Here is a 14,902-nt window from a genome sequence, read left to right on the forward strand (position 1 = left end):
ACTTCGACTTTCATTTTCTAATGTTATTGAAAACTAAAATCAGAGGCGCGTTGCAGCTTGGCAACGCATTTCCCTTGAAAGCCGCAACAACGCCCCTAGTCCAAAGCTCAGATTTCCTTCAAAGCCGCAAACAGGCTTTGGTGCGCGGACCCGGCTTTATAGAAGACGGCGGGACGACCGAGAGGGGTAGAAACTGACACCTCGATGCCGCCCGAAAACTCTTCACCACTCCACACATGAACCCAGGTTTCACCGTTAGGGAGATAGAGCACACGGTTTTCCTCACCCGCTTTCCATACGGGCGCGACAAGCAGGTCGGCGCCGTAGAGATAGCTGTCCTGAATCGTGTAGGTCTCGCGGTCATGCTGATAATGCAGGAAGAGTGGTCTTTGCACCGGCAGTCCACGCGCGACGGCCTCCGCGGACAGAGTTTTGAGATAAGGCGCAAGATGGTGATAAAGCCGCGTCATGCGGGCAAAATGCGAGAGGACAACAGGATCCTGATCCAGCTGCATGTTTTCGCGCGGGCGGTTTCCTTCGTGACTGCGCATGACCGGCGTAAATGCTGCCATCTCGGCCCAGCGCATCAACAGCTCCGGCGTGCGAACATTGCCGAAAAGGCTGGTGTATCCGCCGATATCCGAATGGTGGTAGGCATTGCCGAGCAGGCCGGACGACAGCGCTCCGCACATGACGGTTACAAGACCGTCGTGTCGTGAAAAATCGACCGATTGATCGCCGCCCCACAGAAGCGGGCAATGTTTCTGAACGCCGGTGAATCCGGCGCGCATGAAGAACAATGCCTCTCCGGTCTTGCCACGCGAGGCAACCGCTTTTGCATTCACCTCTGCCCACAATGTTGGCCAGGCATTGTGCATGAGCTTGGCATCGATGCCATTCGAAAGGTGCACGTCGATGGGCAGGTATTCGCCAAAATCGGCCATCCAGCCGGAGAGGCCAAAATCCAGCATGTTCTTGCCAATGATGTCCTCTGCAAACCAGTCGGCGGCCGCCTTGTTGGTAAAATCCACGACACCACAATCGAATTCACCGAAATCGACACGGGCCGTATCGCCGTTTCCATCGGTGGCAAAGTAGCCCTTGTCCTCTGCGACCTTGAAGAGCGGCCCGTCAACACAGAGATATGGATTGACGTAGCCCAGGAAGCGAATGCCGCTATCGTGCAGCTCCGCGATCTTATCTTTCAAGCCGGGATAGCGAGTATCGTTTGCCTGCCAGTCCCAGAACAGCCTCGCGCCGAAGCTCGTTTGGCGCAATCCCACCCAGTCTTCGCACCAGAGAGCAGATACCTGGACGCCAGCATTGAGCATGGTATCCAGCCGCGCAAAGGAGTTTTCGCCATCCTTCAGGCCGATGATGGCGCCATTATAGACCCAATCCGGCAAGGGCGGCTGGCGTCCGAAGCGCAGAGACAAGGCCTCGACCATTTCCACGAAGGAAGGAGCTGCGAAAAACTCAAGCCGTTCGGGAATGGCCCAGACTTCTATTTCGTGGAAGCCCTTCTGCCGGAAATCGAATACGGAATAGGCCTTCGTTTCGACATGCAGTGCATAGAGCGCCGATGACACATATGTCGGCTGGGGATAGTTTGTGTTGTAGTAGTCACCACCAGCCTTGTCCTTGACGTTGGCCTTGAAGGTGATTTCACTTGTGGGGTCGCGACCAACGCCAGGCTCTGACGTCCACAGGGGAAAGCGGCGACCGCGCATGTCGAAATAGGACATCTGCTCGCCACCGCCCCAGACATGCTCATCCTCATCAGCCTGAATGCGGATCCAAAAACGGTTGAGGCCGGGGTCGAGTGCTTCAAAACTGATGGCGTTATCGCCGATGGTAAGAGCAAGACGCGCTGGCTGGCCCGGAGCATCGGAAAAAGAAACCCGGTTGCCATCCAGCTCCGCGAAGGATAGCGGGCGTCGCTCGATGACGTAATCTTCGATGTCGAAGTTACCGCGATACATATCCATTCGCTCTTCGCCGCGACCGACGAAAATGGCTGGTGCGGTCTCGCTGTGGTCGAGGATCGTTCTGCCGTTGAGCGAAAGGGTGAATCCGGTCGCGGTGCGTTCGAGTTTCATTCCATTGTCTTTCAATAATTCCGAGCGGTCATGCATTATCCGCCTCAAGACGTCAGCCCTTGATGCCACCTGCAGTCAGCCCGGATACGACACGTTCCTGGAAAATGACGATGAGGATCGCCACGGGGACGATGCCAACCACCAACGCTGCGGAGATGACGGGCCAGGGGAAGGCGAACTCGCCCTGATAGAGCTGGATGCCGACCGGCAGTGTTCGCAAAGTGGGATTGGAGTTGAAGGAAAGCGCCAGCAGGAACTCGTCCCATGCGTTGACGAAAGCGAGAATGCCCGCAGTGAACACGCCCGGTGCGCAAAGCGGTACAACGACCTTGAACAAGGCGCCGAGGCGCGTGCAGCCATCGATCATGGCTGCATTTTCCAGATCACGCGGGATGCCTTCAAAGAAGGATACCAGCATCAGGGTGCAAACAGGCAGGCTTAGCACGGTGTAGGGCAAAACCAGTGCGGTCCAGCTGTTGAGCAGGTTGAGCGCGCGCATGATTTCAAACAACGGCACCAGCAGCGTGACGAGCGGGAATGTGGAGACGGCGATGATCAGGGAAAGGATCAAGCCGCGATAGGCCAGATTGAGACGCGCCAGTGCATAGGCAGCCAGCACCGAAACGAGCAAAGTCAGCGCTGTCGACAGAAGCGCGACCATGAAGCTGTTGAACAGGAAGATGTGCAGGGGCTGATCCGAAAAGGCCTGCATGTAGTTTTGCAGAGTCGGCGCGTGCGGCACCCATGTGATTGGCTTCGCCGTCAATTCGGCTTCTGTCTTCAGGGACGTGAACAGGATCCACAGGGCGGGGAACATGCCGTTGATCAACAGAATGCCAGCGGCGATGAAGCGAAGAGGCATACCCGACAGAAAGGACATGCGGCCATGCGATGTATGTGTGCTCATGGCAACTACTCCTTTGTCCGGATCATGCGCAGATAGACGGCTGTTACGCACATCGACAACACGAACATCATGACCGCAAGCGCAGAACCATAGCCGAGATCAAGGAAGGAGACCGTGTTCTGATGGATGTACATCGCAAGCGTTGCCGTGGATGTGCCTGGCCCGCCGCCTGTCATCATGTATGGAATATCAAAGGTTTGCAGCGCAGTGATCGTTCGAAAGATGAGCGCGACGACAATGGACGGCTTGAGCAGCGGCAGAGTGATTTCGAAAAACTGGCGCAACCGTCCGGCACCATCCACATCCGCAGCTTCATAGAGCGAGCGGGGAATTGTTTGCAGACCCGCCAGAATGATCAACGCCATGAATGACGAGGTCTTCCAGATGATGGTGAGGCAGATTGCAGCAAAGGCCCAGTTGGGCGAATTGAACCAAATAATTCCCTCAAAGCCGAAGCGATTGAGCACATCGTTCACGACGCCGTATTCAGAGTGAAAGAACCACGCGAAGATAAGACCTGCGAAGGACAGTGGCAGCGCCCAGGGAATGAGCAGGGACAGGCGGACGGGCCACTGCATGGCGAAAGGTAGATTGGCCATCAGCGCAAGGCCGAGCCCCATCAGCAAGGCACCCGGCACGGTGATGAGGGTGATAAGGACCGTGTTCCAGGTCGTTTCCCAGAAAACCGGATCTTCAAACATCAACTGATAGTTTTCCAGCCCGACAAACTCTGCTGGCAGTCCCGATGTCAGGGACAGGCTGAAGAAGCTTGTGTAGATCAGCCTGCACACCGGGTAGACGATGATCAGTGCCAACAGGATCGCCGCTGGCGCGAGAAGCAGGACGGCCAGAGACCGGTCGCTCAGGTCAAGCCAGCGCGTCCAGTTCGGAGACGGTGCCGCAGGTCTCTCGTCTGCTTTCGATAATGTCGTTGCCATGGTTCTGTTCCGAGCATTGGATGATCAGGGGGCGACGGACCACGTCGCCCCCAGTGGCAGGGCCACATCTTGTGAAGGTTCCAGCCCACCGCACAAATACTGCGGCGAGCACCTCAGGCATTATCCTAGCGCAGGATGCGCTTCAGGCGGGCCTCGATCTGATCGGCGCCCTGCTCCGGTGTCGAGACACCTGCCAGGACGGAGTTGACCGTGGTGCGGATGACTTCACTCACCTCATTGTAGCGTGGCGTGACAGGACGCGGCTTTGCGGTTTCGACAACCTGAAGGGCGTCGGCAAACCATGGCGCGCTTTTCAGGACATCGGCGTCCTTGTAAAGCCCGGCATAGGTAGGCAACAGCGAACCGTTGATGGCCATGAACTTGGAAACATCCTGCGAGGAGAGATATTCCACCAGCTTCTTTGCTTCATCCTGATGCTTGGAATAGGCGGAAACACCCCACTCCCAACCGCCGAGGCAGGTGGCCTGTTCTCCACCCGTGATCGCAGGCAGACGTGCCACGCCGACCTTATCGACGACAGCCGATTCCTTGCCCTGCGCCTGTGCCCAGGCATAGGACCAGTTCACCGCAAAGATCGCATTGCCAGCCTGGAATTCCTTGCGGGTGTCGTCGGTGCCGACTTCGGCAATATTCTTCTTGGAAACACCCTCATCAACGAAGCTCTTCCACAGGCTCAGCGACTTGATCGCCGCATCACGGTCAAATGTCAGGCGGCCATTCTCCGTAAGGTTTTTGCCTTGGCTCCAATAAGGCAACAGGAAGGTGCAGACTGCGCCTTCGATTGCCTTGCCCTGGAATGACAGACCCTGAAGATTGGCGTTGCCCTCCCCTTCCGAGATTTTCTTGGCGGCAACCTTCAATTCGTCCCAGGTCTTTGGAGGCTGAAGTCCGTATTTCTCAAGCAGATCCTTGCGATAATAAAGGAACTGCGAGTCTGCAAAGGCCGGAAGAGCGATGACCTTGCCATCGACGGTATTGGCGCCAGAATAAGCGGGCAGATAGGCCGACATGTCCTTGTTGGCAAAGTCGCTTGTCCAGCCAGCAGCGGCAAACTGGGCTGGGCGGATGACGTCGAGGATCAACACGTCAAGCGAGCTGTCCTTTGCCGACATGACCGTATTGAGATACTGCGCCTGCGCTTCGGAGGTGTTGCCGCCGGTTTCAATCTTGACCTTTACCTCAGGATTGGCGGCCTCATACTTGTCCAACGCCTGACGCCAGACATTTGGCTGGTGTTGGCTGGAGATATAGATGCTGAGCGTTGTCTCAGCTGCTGCCGGCATCGCAAAGGCCAGCATGGTGCCGCAAAAGAATGCACCGGTTAATTTCGTAAAGTTCATTGCTTCCTCCCGTTGTTATCTCTTGTGCGGTCAGCGACCTCCCAGCACCAGAACGCGATGCTAGATTGCACGCTCTGTCTGCGCGTCGAACAAATGGATCTTTGTTGGATCCACCGCGATCTTCAAAGTCTCCCCTGCCAGGATGCGCGTTTCCGGCGGCATTCTGGCGGTCAGAGTTTCGCTGCCAATGGCGAAATGGATCAAGGTATCCGAGCCCAACGGCTCAACGACCTGAACGTCGCAGGTCAGGGAAACGCTGGACGTGCCGATGGCGAAATGCTCCGGCCGGATCCCGACAATAACGTTCCGGCCTTCCGTCGCACCCGACTGACAATTCTCCCGCAGCGTGGATACGGGAATGCGATCACCGTTGGCGAAGACAAGATCTCCGCCTCTGACCGAAGCCTTCGCAAAATTCATGGCCGGAGAGCCGACGAAACCGCCAACGAAAACACTTGCAGGCTTGTTATAGACCTCGTCAGGCGTGCCCACCTGTTCGATCTCGCCGCCCTTCAGGATGACGATCCGGTCCGCCAGGGTCATGGCCTCGACCTGATCGTGGGTCACGTAGATGATGGTCGTGCCGATGGCCTGATGCAGTTTCTTGATCTCTGTGCGGACCTGACCACGCAGCTTGGCGTCGAGGTTCGACAGTGGCTCATCGAACAAAAACACCTGCGGGCGGCGAACGATTGCCCGCCCCATCGCAACACGCTGGCGCTGACCACCCGACAACTGACCGGGCCGGCGGTCCAGCAAGTGAGAAATGCCAAGCATGTTCGCCGCCTCGTCCACGCGCGCCGCGGCCTCACCTGCCGCTATGCCGCGGACCTTGAGGCTGAAGCCCATGTTTTCCCTGACGGTTTTGTGCGGGTAGAGCGCATAATCCTGAAACACCATGGCGATGTCCCGCTCGCGCGGCGCCAACCGGTTGACGACGCGGTCCCCGATTTTCACCTCGCCGCCGGTAATCGTTTCGAGACCCGCGACCATGCGAAGCGTCGTCGATTTGCCGCAGCCCGATGGTCCGACGAAAACGACGAACTCGCCATCGCTTATCTCAAGGTCGATGCCTTTGACGATGCGAAGCGCGCCATAACTCTTCTCAAGCTTTGAAAGCTTAACTGATGCCATTGATAATCACCCAACCCTCGGCCACGATGCTCCGGGCTCCTCTGACAAAGAGCATACGTTAGGAACGAATGAAAACAATAGTGTATCAATTTAATTTATTCCGTTTGAAATTTAATTCCAAGCGTTGTTTGAAAAAGGAAATTTCCGTTTTTTTTAAATTCTTCCATGTGGCAACTTGATTTCGGTCAAGATCAAAACCGCCCTGAGGCCTACCTCAAACGGTTGACGTAACGCGCTACGCTTTGATCATACCACGTGTGCGAAATCTCCGCCGTAGCCCCATCATGAGAGTAGCTGATGCGCAGCACGTGAGGCACGGCGTCTCCGCATCTCGGCCCAAATGCATCTGGCGACCAATCCGGCACGTGGCCTAGGTCGATATGGTCTTCGGCCTTCGCGATCCATAATCCTAGCCGCGTACGATAATAGAGATACAAGGATTCCGACAGTTCCTCCGCAGCGACCTGCTCGATATAGGAACCGTCAAGCCAGATTTCCTCGATTGCAGCAGCCTTGCCGCCGATGCGTCGAAGACGTCTAATGCGATGCCCCTCCTCAGATGAACCGAAGGACGGGATGTCATGCGGCTTCGTCTGACGGCTGACGCTTAAGACGTCTGCTGTTGGAAATCCACCGCCGGTGATGAGTTCCAGCCGGAACATGGAATAGACGCTCTTGGGATCAGTAATCGCGCAGATGTAGTTGCCAGAACCCTGAATGCGTTTCAGCAGGCCGCGATTGTGAAGTTCCGCCAATGTCTTTCGCAACGTTCCAACTGCTATTCCAAGCGTTGAGGCCATCTCGCGCTCAGGCGGAAGCTTCTCGCCATCGATCAGCCGACCGGCGGTGATGTCTCTGACAAGCGTCTCGGCGATCTGGAGATACACCGGCAGACTTCCCTTGGAGCTTCTCATTTTCAACGGTTTTTGACCTTCGTCAGAAAAAATTGATACATTATTGATTTACAAAATACGCGATGTTACTAAATTGGCAACCGTCCTGTGAGGAGGATTTCATGACGATTGTGCCAGTAACGTCCGCGGACCTTGACGCCAGCGAGGTCTCGTGGTTCTCAGCGCTGTGTTCCGACGACTACGCCTATCTCGGCGTTCCCGACGGCGCGTTGCGCTCCAGCTGGGAGCATTGCTCTTCCATCGTCCGAAAGTCTGAAGATCTCGGTTTCCGCAATATTTTGTGCCCCTCTTCCTACCAGGTGGGACAGGACACGCTGAGCTTTGTGGCCGGTTGCGCACCCATTACCGAGAAGATCAACTTCCTCGCGGCAATCCGCTGCGGCGAGATGCAGCCGATCATGCTGGCGCGGACGGTGGCGACGCTGGATCACATGCTGAAGGGTCGTCTTACACTCAACGTCATCAGCTCCGACTTCCCCGGTGAAGTTGCCGACAGCGCCTATCGCTACAGACGCAGCCACGAAGTGGTGGAAATCCTGCGGCAGGCGTGGACACGCGACACGATCGACCATGATGGGGAGATCTATCAGTTCAAGGGTGTTTCGACAGAGCCGGCCCGCCCCTATCAGCAGAATGGGGGACCGCTTCTCTATTTCGGAGGATATTCGCCGGACGCTCTGGAACTCTGCGGTGCCCAGTGCGATGTCTATCTGATGTGGCCGGAAACCAAGGAACAGCTTGCAGAGCGTATGCGTGCGGTGCATGCACGCGCCGAAGCGCACGGACGAACACTCGATTACGGTCTGCGCGTGCATATGATCGTCCGCGATACGGAGGCGGAGGCGAAAGAATATGCGGAACACCTTGTATCGAAGCTCGACGACGAATACGGCCAGCTTATCCGCAACCGCGCCCACGACAGCATTTCCTTAGGAGTCGCCCATCAGGCAAAAGCCCGTGAACTCGCGGACAAATTTGGCTACGTTGAACCGCATCTATGGACAGGCGTCGGACGCGCCCGTTCCGGATGTGGTGCAGCACTGGTCGGATCTACTGATCAGGTCCTGAGCGCATTGGAAGATTATCGTAAAATGGGAATTCGAGCCTTCATCTTCTCTGGCTATCCCCATCTAGAAGAGGCAGAGAATTTTGGTCGCAAAGTCTTGCCGCAAATGAAGACGTGTTCGCTACCCCACGCCCATGGGCGTGTACCGGCGCAGACGCCTTCAACACCCCTTGGAAACGGAGAGCGCCACTGATGGACCGCATCGAACTCACCCCTGACCTCTCATTCAGCCGCATCGTTTATGGCATGTGGCGCATCGGGGACGACAAGGACACCTCGCAGGGCCATGTACAAGCCAAGATCGAAGCTTGCCTGGAACAGGGCATAACAACGCTGGATCAGGCAGACATCTACGGCGGCTATACGGCGGAAGCGATCTTGGGACAAAGCTTCAAGGCGACGCCGTCGCTGCGAGACAAGGTCGAGATCGTGACCAAATGCGGCATCGTCGCGCCGGTCGGTCGCCACTCGTCTGCCCGCGTGAAGCATTATGATACATCGGCAGAACACATCAACGCGTCTGTCGAAGCGGCCTTGCGCGATATGGCTACAGACCGCATCGACCTTCTTCTCATTCACCGGCCCGACCCGATGATGGACCCGGATGAGACAGGTGCAGCACTTGATGAACTCGTGGCTTCCGGCAAGGTCCGAAGCGTCGGCGTATCCAATTTCCGCCCCTGGGACTTTTCCCTGTTGCAGACCCATATGGAAAACGAGCTGGTAACAAACCAGATCGAGCTCAGCCTCAGCGAGATTTCGCCGCTTACCAATGGCGATCTGGCCTATCTTCAGGAAAGAAATCTCCCTGTCATGGCCTGGTCTCCTCTGGGTGGCGGATCGCTTATGACCGCTGGCGGCCCGCTGGCCGATGCAATGGCGAAGATTGCGGGTGATCAGGGCGTGGACAATGCCGCAGTCGCGATCGCCTGGTTGCTGCGCCATCCGGCGAGAATACTGCCCGTGCTCGGCACGAACAACCTTGAGCGCATCAAGGCTATTTCTCAGGCCGAAAAAGTGGTCATGGACCGCCAGACGTGGTTTGAGCTCTACACACTTGCAGCAGGCCGTGAGGTGCCGTGATGACATCACCGATCAACGTGCAGGACCACGGCGAGCACAGGTTTGTTCCGGACGCTGCGAATACGCGCAGCTTCCGTACCGCGCTTGGAACATTTCCGACCGGCATAACGGTTGTGACCGCGCAAAGCCCGGCTGGACCGATCGGCATGACCGTAAACAGCTTTTCGTCCGTTTCGCTTGATCCGCCGTTGATCCTGTGGTCGCCGGCAAAGACGTCATCCCGGCATGATCTCTTTGCCAACGCAACTCATTTCGCCATTCACGTTCTTGCCGCAGAGCAAGGCGATCTCAGCAGCCGTTTTACCCGCGGCGGCCTTGGCTTCGACGAGTTCTCCTGGGATGAAAATCCGGAAGGTGTTCCAATCATAGCGGGAACGCTCAGCCGTTTCGAATGCGAGCGTGCCTCGGTCTATGATGGCGGTGACCACTCGATATTGCTGGGCCGTGTACTGCGCGCAGCACACCGGGAAGGTGAACCCCTTTGCTTTGCACGGGGTGCGCTGGGTCGGTTCGCTCTCGTTTCCTGACGATCGGCCCCTGAAGCCGCGGCGTTTCGTGGACCTTTATACGCCGCTGCAACTTCGCCTGCCTTATGGCTGGAGCGCCGATATGACCACGAAGTAGCTGACGGTTACGAGCAGCAACAGCGAAATCGATGAAGCAACAATCACCCGGCCACCGGCACTGGCAACGGTGCGAATATCGACTGACAGCCCAAGACCCGCCATAGCAATGACGGTAAGCGCGCTTGAGATTGTCAGCAGGATGGTTACGATTTCAAGCGGGATCAGGCCCAACGATCGCAGCACCACCACCGCCATGAAGCCGATGATAAACCACGGAACAAGGTTGCGACGGGAGGTTGCGCGGCCTTCACGCCGGGCGGCCTTTCCCTGAAGGATGCCAAGCGTGAAGATGACGGGACCAAGCATGAGGACACGCAGCAATTTGATGACCGTTCCCGTCTGGACGGCAAGGAGACCAGCGGGCGTCGCCGCCGCCAGAACCTGCGGAACGGCGTAGACAGTCAACCCTGTCAGAGCCCCGTATTGGAGAGCGCCCATTCCTGCATAGACATAAAGGAGCGGCAGAAGCAGGACCGAGGCGACGCCGAGAACAGCGGTGAAAGCGAGAGCGGAAGCCACCTCATCGGAATTGGCTTCAATAACCGGAGCGACTGCGACAATTGCAGAGTTGCCGCAAATGGAATTCCCGCAGGCGATTAGCATCGACAGGCGCGGAGACAGACCGAGCAGGCGGGCAACCGCGAAGCTTACATAGATGGACATGGTAACGATGGCAGCAACGGCAATGATGAGCGTCAGCCCGGCACTTCGGATTGTGGCAAAACTGATGGAGGCACCGAGAAGGACAATGGCGATCTCGAGCAATGTCTTGGAACTGAAGCTTATGCCCGGTTGCCATGATTTCTGCTGTGAGAAGATGGTCCTGATCGCAATTCCGATGATGATCGCAAACACCAAGGCCTCAAGAAACCCAGCGCCCAGCAACGCGTGCTGAATGCGGGCGAGAACATAGGCTGCACCGGCGACAAGGACGCACATGACCAAGCCGGGGACGATTTGACGGAGTTGCGAGGACTGCATGATGAACTGACTCGATTGATACCAGTCGCAGTTTTTTCATCTAATTTAATTTACTTCCATCGAATATAATTCTACGTTTCATTCGGAAAAACAGAACGATTTCCTATGACCTTCGAACAACTCTCAATCTTTGTTGCCGTAGCCGAGCGCGAGCACCTGACGAAGGCAGCGGCCGCCATTCATCTGACGCCATCGGCCGTCAGCTCGGCCATCCGCAATCTCGAACAGCATTATGGCGTCGAGCTTTTCCATCGCATCGGACGTCGCATCGAGCTGACGGCAGCGGGACGCATCTTTCTTGATGAAGCACGGATGCTGCTCGCACGGTCTCGTTCCGTGGAACTGATCCTGAGCGAGTTGGGCGGGATGCAACGCGGCTCGCTGAATGTTTTCGCCAGCCAGACGATCGCAAGCTATTGGCTGCCGCCACGTCTCATGGCCTTTCACAATGACTTTCCCGGCATAGAGCTGGAACTGACAATAGGAAACACGCGCACCGTTGCAGACGCTGTCATTAGTGGCGAGGCCGATATCGGCTTTGTCGAGGGTGAACTGGATGAGCCGGCGCTTGCGGGCTCTATTGTCGCCAAGGATGAACTTGTGGTCGTTGTTGGTCCGTCTCACCCATGGGCAGGCAAAAAGGCGCTTTGCGCGGAGGACCTGAAAGATGGTCGCTGGGTGATGCGCGAAGTGGGATCGGGAACGCGGTCTGCCTTTGAGGAAGCCTTGATCGATCTCGGCATCAAGGCCGGTTCCCTCAATACCGTGCTGGTCCTCCCGTCCAACGAGTCTATTCTCTGCGCCTTGCTTTCCGGTACGGGAGCAGCCGCGGTGTCGCGGCTTGCCGCACAGCTGTATATTGAGAGCGGCAGATTATGCGAAGTCGATTTTCGCGCCCCTGCCCGCGAATTCCGGATTTTGCGACACAAGGAGCGTCACGCGAGCAAAGCCGCGCTGACGCTCTTCGATATCTGTCATCGCAAGGACGGCTAAAGGCCTCCTATGCCTCCACGGTCTCGCGCACTTCATCCAGAAGGAAGTGGACGATAACGAATTTCGTTTCGTGCACCCGCCCGCTGGGCAGCGTCACCTGCTCGATACCACCATCAGCCGGATGCCAGGCCTGGTAGTGAGGATTGCTGGTGATCAGTGTAACGGCAGAACCCGCACGGTCACCTTGAAGCCTGTAACGCATTTCCGCGAGCGGCCAGATTTTCTCGTAATTCTCCTGGGAAATGCGAACCTTTAAGGCTTTGCGCGTGATCTTGGGATGATGGCTTTCCGCTCCCGACAGGGTGAGTGTCACCTCTTCTGCACCGTTTAGAAAGTCTCTGAACTCGTCAGGCCAATTCCGTCTCATGAAACGCTCCTCCCAAAGCTTGTTTCCAGCACCGGGGCAGTTTCGCAGCCGAGCGTGTCAAGTCAACAGAAATTCTGAAAAGCGTGAGCGTTCCGTACGAAACGGCGAGCTGCCCAAGGTGCTGGAACGCACGAGAGCGGATTCGAAACGGAACGGAACTGCACGGGATTGGTTGTTCCATGCGTGTAAACGCTCGACAAGAATTCTATCTCTTCACATGGGAGACTAAAAATGGACATTCCACAGAACACGGTAATCGCAGTCGCGGACGGCGAAAAGCTCAGCCTCTTCAAGAATGAAGGTGACGCGCAAAATGTGAAGCTGACAGCCATGCCCGCAGCGACGGTGGATGACAGCAAGATACCATCCGGCTCCCGTCACTCTTCCAGTGCCGCCAACCCGGATGACAGCCAGCAGGACGAAGACGGCTTTTCCGCAGGTGTCGCGCAAATGCTGAACAACCAGGTTCTGAACGGCAAGATCAAAAGCCTTGTCGTCATCGCAGCACCCCGCACTCTGGGTGAGATGCGCAAGAGCTACCACAAATCCCTATCGGATGTGTTGGTAGGCGAACTCGACAAGGACCTGACCGGTCACAGCGTGCAGGACATCGAAAAAGCGCTCGCCGCTGCCTGATATTTCTGATGTGAGCGGGCCGGTGTGTTCCGGCCCCTCAAGGCTCTCGTCACAAGGTTCAGGAAATCTGGACCGCCGACAGAATGTCCTGCCACGCGCGATAGGACGCAATCACGGTTTCCATCTGTGCGGTGTGGCCTTCAACGAAGTCAACGCCATAGATGGTTTCGTCAGGATATTCCGTAATCAACGTCATCGGAACGGTGTGTCTGTCATCGATGGATGAGAGGCACGGAAATCCGTTGATGACACGGAAGCCCGTTTCGCCAGCGTGAATCTCGTAAAGCGCAATCTGCCTGTCATTATATTCCAGAAGCCCCGGAATTAGTCCCAGATGTCGGGTAACATTGTCCAGCAGGGCTTCGGCTTGTTCCGTCCATCCGGCATGGTGACGCATGACGAGGAAGAAGCCCTTCGGCAGTGTCCACATGGCGAAGTTGCGCGGAACATAGCCGGAAAGTGGCCTCGTCCACTCATGCGACGGATAGCCATGCAGGTTGACGTGCAGCTTGGCGTCACTCAATTCCTGCGCCTTGAACCGTATTTCCTTCTCGTTCAGGTATTCGCCGGAGTTCTCTTCCGTGCGGTATTCCAGATCGTCGCCCAGCGCCGTGTATCGTGCTGCGTGGTGCATATGCAGCGGGTTATCAACCCGCAGCCGCTGGTGAACGGAATAGCCATCGGGATTTTCGAGTGGAGATATGGTGAAATGTGCGCCGGGGTTTCCCCGCAGCACGCGCGCTGCACGTAGAGCCCCCACGATGCCGGTTGTCTCATTCGGATGCTGACCGCCGCTGATCATGACAGCAGCATCGCTCCCTTTGACGTAGTGGGCCTTCACCTGCCTTCCCGAGCGGGCGGGCGCGAAAAACGCTTCGCCGCCTATATTGGCTAGCAGCGTGTCTATCTGTCGGGCGGAAAGCGGTTCCTTTGCGGTATCGAGCGACTGGTCTGCGCAATCCAGAAATCCCGTACCGAGCGGTCTGTTCTCGATGACCACCGAGATTTCCGCTTCGCTTTCAATGATTTCAGGGACGATCTGTCCGGGTTTCAAACCACGATCGCCAAGCGGACGACCTGATTTCTTCTGGAAGAACTCGAGCAGCGAAAAATACAGATCCTCGTGCAGCGCTTCGCGCAGGCTTATCACCTCATGACCAAAGCCAAGCGGTTCATCCCGCGCCGGCAGAAGAACACGAATGTTCAACTCGTCGAAATAGGGCTCATCCTGCCCCCAATCATAGGCCGCGATGGCTTTGATCGCGCTTTCGAACAGACGCTCATAGTCTGTCTCCAGCCGCGCTCCGGTGTCACCGTCGCCACGCTGGATCCAGCCGGTTGGTGACACATTGGTTTCTCCGACGGCATCCACATGGACGCGGTTGGGCGCAAGAACCTTCAGCGTCTCGACAACCTCACCCCTTGTCAGGGCAACATCGTAAAAGAATTCGCCATCCGGGCGCGGACGAAACGCAATTTTGGCGTCACCCACCAAGGCCGCCAAGGGATACGCCTCAAGCCGGAAGCGGTTTTCCGGTGCTGCCGGATGGACGGGATATCCGATCTGAATGCTCGTGACGCCGGTAAGATCGATGTCTTCGAGAAAGGCGTGCAGCAGCGGCTTGTACGCGCTGCGGATGCGCGCCGTCAGACCTTTTTCGGTCAGGCGCCGCTCGGCATCGCGGCGGCTTGGAGCGTCATCGAAAGTCCACGCTTCAATGCGCTGACCTGCCTTGGCGTCGCCGATAATCTGCTCAAGCGTCCGCTCGAAACCTTGTCGAAATATCTCTGTCATCG

At 56.8% G+C, this 14,902-nt stretch carries 14 protein-coding genes; 5 read left to right on the forward strand and 9 right to left on the reverse strand.

Going from position 1 to position 14,902, the window contains the following annotated elements:
* Window positions 1–107 precede the first annotated feature (107 nt).
* The 6 genes from QRN85_RS03675 to QRN85_RS03700 all read right to left on the reverse strand — a co-directional run bounded on the left by QRN85_RS03675 (window position 108) and on the right by QRN85_RS03700 (window position 7,353).
* Complete coding sequence (locus tag QRN85_RS03675; protein ID WP_284757195.1) at window positions 108–2,099, reverse strand: alpha-glucosidase; 1,992 nt, start codon at window positions 2,097–2,099, stop codon at window positions 108–110.
* 52 nt (window positions 2,100–2,151) lie between these two features.
* On the reverse strand, window positions 2,152–3,006 hold the full coding sequence (locus QRN85_RS03680) for a carbohydrate ABC transporter permease (RefSeq protein WP_062587849.1): 855 nt from the start codon (window positions 3,004–3,006) through the stop codon (window positions 2,152–2,154).
* Window positions 3,007–3,011: 5 nt separating this feature from the next.
* The gene (locus tag QRN85_RS03685; protein ID WP_284757194.1) at window positions 3,012–3,944 is read right to left on the reverse strand and encodes a carbohydrate ABC transporter permease; all 933 of its coding nucleotides are present in this window, start codon (window positions 3,942–3,944) and stop codon (window positions 3,012–3,014) included.
* A gap of 125 nt (window positions 3,945–4,069) precedes the next feature.
* Complete coding sequence (locus QRN85_RS03690; protein WP_284757193.1) at window positions 4,070–5,305, reverse strand: ABC transporter substrate-binding protein; 1,236 nt, start codon at window positions 5,303–5,305, stop codon at window positions 4,070–4,072.
* A 60-nt stretch (window positions 5,306–5,365) separates the two neighbouring features.
* Complete coding sequence (locus tag QRN85_RS03695) at window positions 5,366–6,439, reverse strand: ABC transporter ATP-binding protein (RefSeq protein WP_284757192.1); 1,074 nt, start codon at window positions 6,437–6,439, stop codon at window positions 5,366–5,368.
* Between the two features lie 209 nt (window positions 6,440–6,648).
* Complete coding sequence (locus QRN85_RS03700) at window positions 6,649–7,353, reverse strand: GntR family transcriptional regulator (RefSeq protein ID WP_284757191.1); 705 nt, start codon at window positions 7,351–7,353, stop codon at window positions 6,649–6,651.
* 101 nt (window positions 7,354–7,454) lie between these two features.
* Here QRN85_RS03700 and QRN85_RS03705 point away from each other — a divergent pair, with 101 nt between their 5' ends.
* Genes QRN85_RS03705 through QRN85_RS03715 form a run of 3 tightly spaced genes read left to right on the forward strand, consistent with a single transcriptional unit; the run spans window position 7,455 to window position 10,029 of the window.
* On the forward strand, window positions 7,455–8,612 hold the full coding sequence (locus QRN85_RS03705) for an LLM class flavin-dependent oxidoreductase (RefSeq protein ID WP_284757190.1): 1,158 nt from the start codon (window positions 7,455–7,457) through the stop codon (window positions 8,610–8,612).
* Window positions 8,612–9,502, forward strand: coding sequence for an aldo/keto reductase (locus QRN85_RS03710; protein WP_284757189.1), 891 nt, complete (start codon window positions 8,612–8,614; stop codon window positions 9,500–9,502). Before QRN85_RS03705 ends, QRN85_RS03710 begins: the two co-directional genes overlap by 1 nt.
* Complete coding sequence (locus QRN85_RS03715; protein WP_112962316.1) at window positions 9,502–10,029, forward strand: flavin reductase family protein; 528 nt, start codon at window positions 9,502–9,504, stop codon at window positions 10,027–10,029. Before QRN85_RS03710 ends, QRN85_RS03715 begins: the two co-directional genes overlap by 1 nt.
* Window positions 10,030–10,092: 63 nt before the next feature.
* Here QRN85_RS03715 and QRN85_RS03720 read toward each other — a convergent pair whose 3' ends face one another.
* Window positions 10,093–11,109 (reverse strand): YeiH family protein, encoded by a 1,017-nt coding sequence (locus QRN85_RS03720; protein WP_112962315.1) that lies wholly within the window; start codon window positions 11,107–11,109, stop codon window positions 10,093–10,095.
* A 105-nt stretch (window positions 11,110–11,214) separates the two neighbouring features.
* Between QRN85_RS03720 and QRN85_RS03725 the strand changes: the two genes are divergently transcribed.
* Window positions 11,215–12,102: a LysR family transcriptional regulator gene (locus tag QRN85_RS03725; protein WP_113091747.1), complete on the forward strand. Its 888-nt coding sequence runs from the start codon at window positions 11,215–11,217 to the stop codon at window positions 12,100–12,102.
* Window positions 12,103–12,109: 7 nt separating this feature from the next.
* Here the strand turns inward: QRN85_RS03725 and QRN85_RS03730 are convergent, their stop codons facing one another.
* A complete protein-coding gene (locus tag QRN85_RS03730) occupies window positions 12,110–12,469 on the reverse strand; it encodes a hypothetical protein (RefSeq protein ID WP_113091748.1) in 360 nt (119 codons plus the stop codon).
* 231 nt (window positions 12,470–12,700) lie between these two features.
* Here QRN85_RS03730 and QRN85_RS03735 point away from each other — a divergent pair, with 231 nt between their 5' ends.
* Window positions 12,701–13,105 (forward strand): host attachment family protein, encoded by a 405-nt coding sequence (locus QRN85_RS03735; protein ID WP_062587869.1) that lies wholly within the window; start codon window positions 12,701–12,703, stop codon window positions 13,103–13,105.
* Between the two features lie 58 nt (window positions 13,106–13,163).
* Here QRN85_RS03735 and QRN85_RS03740 read toward each other — a convergent pair whose 3' ends face one another.
* The gene (locus QRN85_RS03740; RefSeq protein ID WP_284757188.1) at window positions 13,164–14,900 is read right to left on the reverse strand and encodes a M14 family metallopeptidase; all 1,737 of its coding nucleotides are present in this window, start codon (window positions 14,898–14,900) and stop codon (window positions 13,164–13,166) included.
* Window positions 14,901–14,902: the final 2 nt, after the last annotated feature.

The organism is Agrobacterium sp. fls2-241-TYG-188a (assembly GCF_030209845.1).